Genomic DNA, 7,843 nt, shown 5'->3' with positions numbered 1-7,843 from the left:
GTCCCTCGATGCCACCAAACCCGGTGACACCACCCCCCGGATCATGGGTTCGACTGGGGGAGTAAGTCATGCCAGGCCTGGCGACCACGAACTCCTTGATCAGGAGCTACGAAGAAGGTAACGGGGGTAGTTGCTTGACGGCCTCTCCGCTCAGAAGGACAGGAACCGCTCGATCTCCGCTTTCGCGGCGATCGCCTTCTCGCCATACGTCGCGTAGAGGTCAGGCGTCAGCCGCGTTGTAGGACCGGAAATGCTGAAACAACCGCAGGTCTCGCCGTCGGCGGTCTTGAGCGCGACGGCGACCGCGGCGATGCCTTCGTGGAGTTCTTCGTTGGTGACCGCGTAGCCGCGCCGGCGGATCTCCTCGACTTCCTGGCGAATGACGCCGGGGTCGGTGACGGTGTGGTCGTTGACTTTGTGCAGACCGTTGCGCAGGAACGATTCGACGGACGCGTCGTCCAGCGAAGCCAGGTACGCCTTGCCGTTCGACGCTGCGTGCAGCGGAAGCCGCGTGCCCAGCTGGAGAAACGCGCGGAGCTGATGCGGGCTGTCCAGCCGCTCGATCAGCACCATCGCGTCGTCGTCGGGGACCGTCAGGTGGATGGTCTCGCTGGTGTCGCTTTGCAGCCGGCTGAGGACCGGCAGCGCGATTTCGCGCAACCGGGGCCCGGAACTGACCGCGCTGCCGATGCTGAACGCCTTCCCGGTGATCACCCACCGGCCGTCCCCGCTCGGTTCCGGCCGGACCCAGCCCGCGTCGGCGAGCGTCTTGAGGCATCGCTGCACCGTGCTCTTGGGGACCTCGAGCCGGCGCGCGAGTTCGCTCAGGCCCGCGGGTTGCGCCGCGGCGACCGCCTCGAACACCCGTAACGCAGTGAGCACGCTGTTCACGTCTGCCACCCCTTGACCTTCGGTGATCCCGTTCATACGCTACCGGTCCACATAGTAGTCCATCGGTCCGTAATGTGGACCACAGTGAGGTGGTCATGACGACGATCAAGGAAGCCGACGGCGAACGGTCGCGCGGCGCTCAGGCCGACCCGGGGCCGCCGGTCCGGATGAACCGGGCCCAGCGCAACGCGTTTTGGGGCTCCTTCGGCGGCTGGGCGATGGACGGGTTCACGCTCGCGATGTTCGGCCTGGTGCTCGCGCCGACGCTGACCGAACTGCTTCCGCCGTCCGGCATCACCCCGGACGTCGGGAACATCGGTTTCTACGGCCAGCTCAGCGGCGCGTTGTTCCTGGCCGGATGGGGCTGCTCGTTCATCTGGGGCCCGATCGCGGACCGGTTCGGCAGGCGGCCCGCGATGATCGGCAGCATCCTGCTCTTCTCGGTGTTCACCGCGCTGGCCGGTTTCTCGACGAACGTCTGGGCCTGGATGGCGTTCCGGTTCCTGTGCGCGGTCGGGATCGGCGGCGAATGGGCGATGGCGGCCACGCTGGTGGCGGAGGCCGTTCCCGAGCGGCTCCGGGTCAAGCTCGGCGGGGTGCTGCATTCGGCCAACTACGTCGGCCAGCTGCTGACGGCCGTGATCTACCTGGCCTTCGGCCAGCAGCTCGGCTGGCGCGGCCTGTTCCTGCTGGGCATCGTGCCCGCGCTGCTCGTCCTGTTCATCCGGCGCAACACCAAGGAGCCGGAAAAATGGGCGGCACAGGCCGAAACCGCCCGGCGCACGTCGCTGCTCGCCCCGCTGCGCAACATCATGAGCCGCGAATACCGGCGGCGGACCATCGGCAATCTGCTGCTGCTCGGAGCCTGCGTGATCGGCCTGTGGGCCACGGCCACCTACGTGCCGACCGCGGTGACGGCGCTCGCCAAGGAAACCGGCACGAGCCACGGCTCCCAGCTGGCCAGCCTCGCGGCCGCGATCTCGGCGATCTTCACGATCATCGGCTGCATCGGCACGCCGTGGCTCGCCGGCAAGCTCGGCCGCCGGCGCGCGCTGGCGCTGTTCTTCGCGCTGATGGCGGTCGGCATCGTCGGGACTTACGCGATCGCCTACCCGCTGGGAAACCTGCCGCTGCTGTTCGCGTTCCTGCCGATCCTCGGCCTAGGCGGGGCGAACTTCGCGGTGTTCACCGTGTGGCTGCCCGAGCAGTACCCGACGTTGTTCCGGGCCACCGCGTTCGCGTTCACCACCACGATCTCCCGCTGGTTCGCGGCGGTCGGGACGTTCGTGCTCGGCGTCGCGATCCGCGGGACGGGTTCGCTCGCCGTGCCGCTGGCGTCCACCGCCGTCGTGTTCGTCGCCGGGCTGCTCCTGCTCCCGCTTGTCCCCGAGACCCGCAACAAACCGCTGCCCGAGTGAGGAAACCAGTGAAGGACACCCACCCGCCTCTGCTGCCCGCATTGTCGATCGCCTCCGCGGACGGCCCGTTCGTCCGGGTCGGCGATGACTCGATGTCGCTCGACGACCTGCGCGGGGCCGCCGCCGCGGTCGCGGACCGGACCGCCGGCGCTCGTCGGGTCGCGGTCAACGCGACCGCGAGCATGGAGACGATCGTCGCCGTGGTCGGCTGCCTGACCGCGGGCGTGACCGCTGTCCCGGTTCCGCCGGACTCGGGACTGGCCGAGCGACAGCACGTCCTGTCCGACTCCGGGGTCCAGCTCTGGCTGGGCGACGCGCCGGACGACGTCGAAGTCCCGGTGGTGCCGATCGACGTCTCGGCCCGGTCCTCGCAGAGCTATCCGGAACCAGCCGCCGCGAGCCCCGCGCTGATCGTCTACACCTCGGGGACGACCGGCGCGCCGAAGGGCGTCGTGCTCTCGCGCTCGGCCATCGCCGCGTGCCTGGATGCGTTGAGCGAAGCGTGGGGCTGGACCGCCGAAGACACCTTGGTGCACGGGCTTCCGCTGTTCCATGTCCACGGGCTGGTGCTCGGCGTCCTTGGCGCGTTGCGCGTCGGCTCACCGCTCACGCACACCGTCCGGCCGAAGCCCGCGGCCTACGCAGAAGCTCGGGGCTCGCTGTATTTCGGCGTCCCGACCGTGTGGTCCCGGGTGTGCGCGGAGCCGTCCGCCGCGCGTGCGCTGGGATCCGCGCGATTGCTTGTCTCGGGAAGTGCGCCGCTGCCCAAGCCGGTTTTCGAAAAGCTGGCCGGACTCACCGGGGCCGCACCCGTCGAACGCTACGGGATGAGCGAAACGCTGATCACCCTCAGCACGAGGTACGACGGCGAGCGGCGGCCAGGCTGGGTAGGCACCGCGCTGTCCACCGTCCAAACGCGACTGTGCGACGACCGGGGACAGCCGGTCCCGCACGACGGGGAGAGCCTCGGACATCTTCAGGTGACCGGCCCGACGCTCTTCGACGGATACCTGGGCCTGCCAGGCAAGACCGCGGAGTCATTCACCGAGGACGGCTGGTTCCGCACCGGCGACATCGCCGTCGCCGACCCCGGCGGGTTCCACCGGATCGTGGGAAGGGAATCGGTCGACCTGATCAAATCGGGCGGTTACCGCATCGGTGCGGGAGAGGTGGAACAGGCGTTGCTGGCCCACCCCAGCGTGCGCGAAGCGGCGGTGGTCGGTGTTCCCGATGACGACCTCGGGCAGCGGATTGTCGCCTACGTGGTCGGGGATGGCCTGGACGGTGCCGTGGTGACGGACTTCGTGGCGGGAACCTTGTCGGTCCACAAACGACCGCGTGAAGTGCGAGTCCTGGAATCCTTGCCGCGCAACGCGATGGGGAAGGTGCAGAAGAACCTGCTGTGAGCGTTTGAGTGCGGCGGCGAGGTGTTCGTCGCCGCACTCGGCCGCGCTACTTCGTCCCTAGCTCCTCAATCTTGCTCAACCAGGCGTCGAAATGCGGGCATTGGCTTCGCAACCCGGCCACGCCAAGCTCGGCGACAGCCAACGGGCCTTCGATCACCTTCTGGTAGCCGGTGCAGTATCGGAGGAGGCGTTTGGAAGGTGCCGTCTTCGCACCGCCATTGACCAGTTCCGGGCCTCCAGCAGCATCGCAATCGGCGCGGAGGCGCTCAGCCAGTTCGGGTTCGCCTCTCAGCCCGCTCAGCTGATCGGCGGCCGCGAACACCCACGATTCGAGTTCGTGCAAGACCAGATGCGGGAGAAACCGCCGGTCCGGGACGGCCGCCGCGATCTCGCGTTCAACATGCTCGACCTGCCTCGCGGCCGGGCCTGCCGGAAGGCTGGAAACTCCTGGTGCATCGGCGGGAAAGCCGTAGAAGTCGAAGATCGTGGTCAAGGCGGTGAGCGACTTCTGTCCGAGCAGGTGCTGGACCTCCCGGCGAATCTTCGCCCAGGAGGAAACACCGCCGCGATGCGTGATGGACGAGGTCTGCGTTCGCACGACCGACACGGTGACAGTGGTCCAGCCAGCCTCGTGCAAATGATCGGCCAGGAGTTCCTGCGCGACCGTCAGCTCCGACTGTCCTTCGACCAGCAAGTGAAGGCGTTTGCGGTCAGTCATTCAGGACGCTGCCCCTCGAACCAGGCTGTCCGCCGATGAGGTTCTTCTCCCACAGTTCGCCAAGCGAGTAGTCCTCGAGCCACGTGCGCAGCGCGTCGGGGTTCGGCTTCGCGAAGGAAGAACTGCCGTCGTGTTGTTCGACCACGATGAGGTCGTCAACGGTGAACTGGTTCATGAGGGTGACGGATTGGGTCGCGATCAGCACCTGGCTTTGCGCTGCTGCCCGCCGGAGCATGTCCGCCAGCACGACAATCGCGTAGGGGTGCAGACCCAACTCCGGTTCGTCAAGGACGACCAGTCCGGGAAGCTGTGGCTGCATCAGCAAGGCGGCCAGGCAGACGAACCGCAATGTTCCGTCGGACATCTGCTCGGCGGAAAAGATTCCGTCGAGTTCTTTGTGGACCCAGCGGAGCCGGACCCGGTCGGTTCCGTATTCGTCGTCGAGAACGAAGTCTTTGAAAAACGGCGCGACCAGCCGGACGGTGCTGGTGATGCGACGGTAGGCGGCTTTGTCCTCCGGCCGTTCGCTCCGCTGCAGCCTCAGCAGAACGGGCGCGAGGTTGGCGGCGTCGTCCCGGAGAGCGAGGTTGTCCGCGGTCGGGGCTTGACGCTTGACGGGGGCGTCCCGGCTCGTGTCGTCGAAGTGATAGACCCGGCAGCCCTTGAGCACAGTGTGAATGAGTTCCGCGACCTCGTCGTGCTCGCTGAGAGCTTGTTCGAGCCGCGATTCGCGATGTCCCTGACCGAGTTCGCGTCGGTACGGCGATTCGGGGCCGACCTTGCTGATCTCCTCCAGATCGAAGATCAGCTCGTCGTTGGCCGCGGGCACGAGCCGGATGCGGTAGTTCGCTGGCCACATGTCCAGAGCCAGCTCGATGCTGGACAGGGCGCTTCCCTTGTAGCCCATCTCGGCAGCGCCGCCGTTGAGCCCGACATGCAGCCCGAGATCGCCGTCGACAATGCTGCTCAACAGGCCCAGCGCCTGGATGAAGTTGCTCTTGCCCGCACCGTTCGCGCCGACCAGCACGTTCAGGCCGCCGAGAGGCACATGTGCCGAACGGATCGAGGTGAACCCCTCGATGGTGATCGCGTTGAGCGAGTGCCGGGCCATGCGCTCACTGTACGGCCGCGCCCCGGCACTCGGCCTGCGCTACTTCGCCCCGATAGCCTCCGCCAAAGCCAGCACCCGCCGGGCGTTCTCCACGTGCAAGTTCTCGACCATCCGCCCATCCACAGTCACCACACCGCGTCCCTCAGCCGAAGCCTCCTCGAACGCCGCGATGATCCGCCGAGACCGGTCGATCTCCTCCTCCGAAGGCGCGAAGACCCGGTTGCAAGGCTCCACCTGCGAAGGATGGATCAACGTCTTCCCGTCGAACCCGTACTGCCGCCCCTGCAAGCATTCCGCTTCGAACCCGGCCGCGTCCTTGACGTCGTTGTAGACCCCGTCCAGGATCACCTTCCCGGTCGCGCGGGCGGCCAGCAGGCACAGCGAAAGCCCGCCCAGCAACGGTCCCCGGCCCGGCACGAACTCCGCGTGCAGTTCCTTCGCCAGGTCGTTCGTGCCCATCACCAGCACGGTCAACCGTTCCGACGCCCCGGCGATCTCCGCGGCGTGCAGCATCGCGATCGGCGTCTCCACCATCGCCCAGATCTTCGTGTGCTCCGGCGCTCCGCCAAGCTCCAGCGCACGCTCGATGTTGTGCACCTCAGCCGCCGAGTTCACCTTCGGCACCACCACGGCCGCGGGACCGGCGGCGGCAGCGGCGCGCAGGTCGGCGTCGTGCCATTCGGTGTCCAGGCCGTTGACTCGGATTGTCACTTCGCGCGAGCCATAGGTGCCAACAGCAGCGCAGACACGTTCCCGCGCGGCTTCCTTCGCATCCGGAGCGACGGCGTCTTCCAGGTCCAGGATCAACGCGTCCGCCGGAAGGGTCTTCGCCTTCTCCAGCGCGCGCTCGTTCGCGCCGGGCATGTACAACACAGACCGCCGCGGGCGGAGTTCGGTCATGACTGGATCTCCTTCGTCGCGGCGTCGTACGCGGCGGCCAGTTCGGGGTCGGTGGCGGCCAGTTCGTCAGCCAGTTCCACGACCACCCGGCACTGCTTGACCGAGGCGTCGTCCTGCATTTTCCCGTCGATCATCACCGCGCCGGTGCCGTCGCCCATCTCGGCGATCACGCGCCGGGCCCAGGCCACGTCGGCGGGGGACGGCGAGAAGACCTTCTTCGCGATATCGATCTGCACCGGGTGCAGGCTCCACGCGCCGACGCAGCCGAGCAGGAACGCGTTGCGGAACTGGTCCTCGCACGCCACGTCGTCGCGGATGTCGCCGAACGGTCCGTAGTACGGAAGGATTCCGTTCATCGCACACGCGTCGACCATCCGCGCGACCGTGTAGTGCCACAGGTCCTGCTGATATGTCGTGCGGCCCTCGTTGAGATCCTCGCCGACCGGGTCGGTGCGCACCAGATATCCCGGGTGACCGCCGCCGACGCGCGTCGTCTTCATCCGGCGGCTCGCGGCCAGGTCGGCCGGGCCCAGCGAGATGCCCTGCATGCGCGGCGACGCTCCGGCGATCTCCTCGACGTTCGCCACGCCGCTCGCCGTTTCCAGGATCGCGTGCACCAGCAGCGGTTTCGTCAGCCCGGCGCGCGCTTCCAACTGCGCCAGCAACCGGTCGACGTAATGAATGTCCTGCGCGCCTTCGACCTTCGGGACCATGATCACGTCGAGCTTGTCGCCGATCTCGGTGACCAGCGTGATCAGGTCGTCGAGCACCCATGGCGAGTCGAGGCTGTTCACCCGCGTCCACAGCTGCGTGCGGCCGAAGTCCGTCGCTTTCGCGATCGACACCAGTCCGGCGCGCGCGGCTTCCTTGCGGTCCGCGCGGACGGCGTCCTCCAGGTTGCCCAGCAGCACGTCGGTCTTCTTCGCCAGGTCCGGGACCTTCGCGGCCATCTTTTCGTTGCCCGGGTCGAAAAAGTGGATCATGCGCGACGGCCGCACCGGGATCTGCCGCGGCGGCTGCGGCGCTCCGACGGCGAGCGGGGCGAAGAAGTCCTTCGGCGAGCGCATCCTGGTCCTCCCGGCGGGTACTTGACCGACGGGTAACCCTAAACCGCAGACCTGAACCCCCGCTGCGGCGAAGCTCACCCGCCATCCGGGTGAGGCCCGTGACCAGCGGACGTCCACTGTGGAGCCCGGTTGATTAGGCCGATCGGAGTAAGGCACTGAGCCGCCCGCCCTGCCCCGCGCGGGCGGCTCGCTTGCTCAGGGAACGCGCTCCGTGTGCACCACTCACCCCTGTCTCACTCGGTTGGCCGCACGGTCGGGCTGAAGTCGAATGACCGCCTACCGACCGGTCACCGACCGCTGAGCGCCGCCGATCGCACGCGGTTACGCAACCC

The 7,843-nt window shown here is 67.7% G+C and carries 7 protein-coding genes; 2 read left to right on the top strand and 5 right to left on the bottom strand.

From position 1 onward, the window contains the following. Positions 1–150 precede the first annotated feature (150 nt). Positions 151–900, bottom strand: coding sequence for an IclR family transcriptional regulator (locus D0D37_RS37565; protein ID WP_208720322.1), 750 nt, complete (start codon positions 898–900; stop codon positions 151–153). An 86-nt stretch (positions 901–986) separates the two neighbouring features. Between D0D37_RS37565 and D0D37_RS37560 the strand changes: the two genes are divergently transcribed. Both D0D37_RS37560 and D0D37_RS37555 read left to right on the top strand, forming a co-directional pair. Beyond that, entirely contained in the window at positions 987–2,309 is a 1,323-nt protein-coding gene (locus D0D37_RS37560) for an MFS transporter (protein ID WP_116205335.1), read from the top strand. A gap of 8 nt (positions 2,310–2,317) precedes the next feature. After that, positions 2,318–3,715, top strand: coding sequence for an acyl-CoA synthetase (locus tag D0D37_RS37555; protein WP_116205334.1), 1,398 nt, complete (start codon positions 2,318–2,320; stop codon positions 3,713–3,715). Positions 3,716–3,761: 46 nt separating this feature from the next. Here D0D37_RS37555 and D0D37_RS37550 read toward each other — a convergent pair whose 3' ends face one another. From D0D37_RS37550 to D0D37_RS37535, 4 genes are read right to left on the bottom strand one after another with little or no spacing between them, the layout of a single operon-like run. Continuing rightward, the gene (locus D0D37_RS37550; protein ID WP_116205333.1) at positions 3,762–4,433 is read right to left on the bottom strand and encodes a DUF4276 family protein; all 672 of its coding nucleotides are present in this window, start codon (positions 4,431–4,433) and stop codon (positions 3,762–3,764) included. Continuing rightward, the gene (locus D0D37_RS37545) at positions 4,426–5,544 is read right to left on the bottom strand and encodes an AAA family ATPase (RefSeq protein WP_116205332.1); all 1,119 of its coding nucleotides are present in this window, start codon (positions 5,542–5,544) and stop codon (positions 4,426–4,428) included. Before D0D37_RS37545 ends, D0D37_RS37550 begins: the two co-directional genes overlap by 8 nt. 39 nt (positions 5,545–5,583) lie before the next feature. Further along, entirely contained in the window at positions 5,584–6,444 is an 861-nt protein-coding gene (locus D0D37_RS37540) for an HpcH/HpaI aldolase/citrate lyase family protein (RefSeq protein ID WP_116205331.1), read from the bottom strand. After that, positions 6,441–7,511 carry an HpcH/HpaI aldolase/citrate lyase family protein gene (locus D0D37_RS37535; protein WP_116205330.1) on the bottom strand — a complete coding sequence of 357 codons (1,071 nt, stop codon included), beginning with the start codon at positions 7,509–7,511 and terminating at the stop codon, positions 6,441–6,443. The genes D0D37_RS37540 and D0D37_RS37535 overlap by 4 nt, the downstream gene beginning before the upstream one ends. Positions 7,512–7,843 lie beyond the last annotated feature (332 nt).

It is taken from the genome of Amycolatopsis circi (genome assembly GCF_003385235.1).
Lineage (GTDB): Bacteria > Actinomycetota > Actinomycetes > Mycobacteriales > Pseudonocardiaceae > Amycolatopsis > Amycolatopsis circi.
Note: the sequence above shows the minus strand (reverse complement) of the source record. Positions and strands in the feature narration are given on the sequence as shown.

Bases quoted from the DNA above. Each gene is read 5' to 3' on its own strand.
- D0D37_RS37560 (WP_116205335.1), top strand. From the start codon at position 987: ATGACGACGATCAAGGAAGCCGACGGCGAACGGTCGCGCGGCGCTCAG.
- D0D37_RS37550 (WP_116205333.1), bottom strand. From the start codon at position 4,433: ATGACTGACCGCAAACGCCTTCACTTGCTGGTCGAAGGACAGTCGGAG.
- D0D37_RS37545 (WP_116205332.1), bottom strand. From the start codon at position 5,544: ATGGCCCGGCACTCGCTCAACGCGATCACCATCGAGGGGTTCACCTCG.
- D0D37_RS37540 (WP_116205331.1), bottom strand. From the start codon at position 6,444: ATGACCGAACTCCGCCCGCGGCGGTCTGTGTTGTACATGCCCGGCGCG.
- D0D37_RS37535 (WP_116205330.1), bottom strand. From the start codon at position 7,511: ATGCGCTCGCCGAAGGACTTCTTCGCCCCGCTCGCCGTCGGAGCGCCG.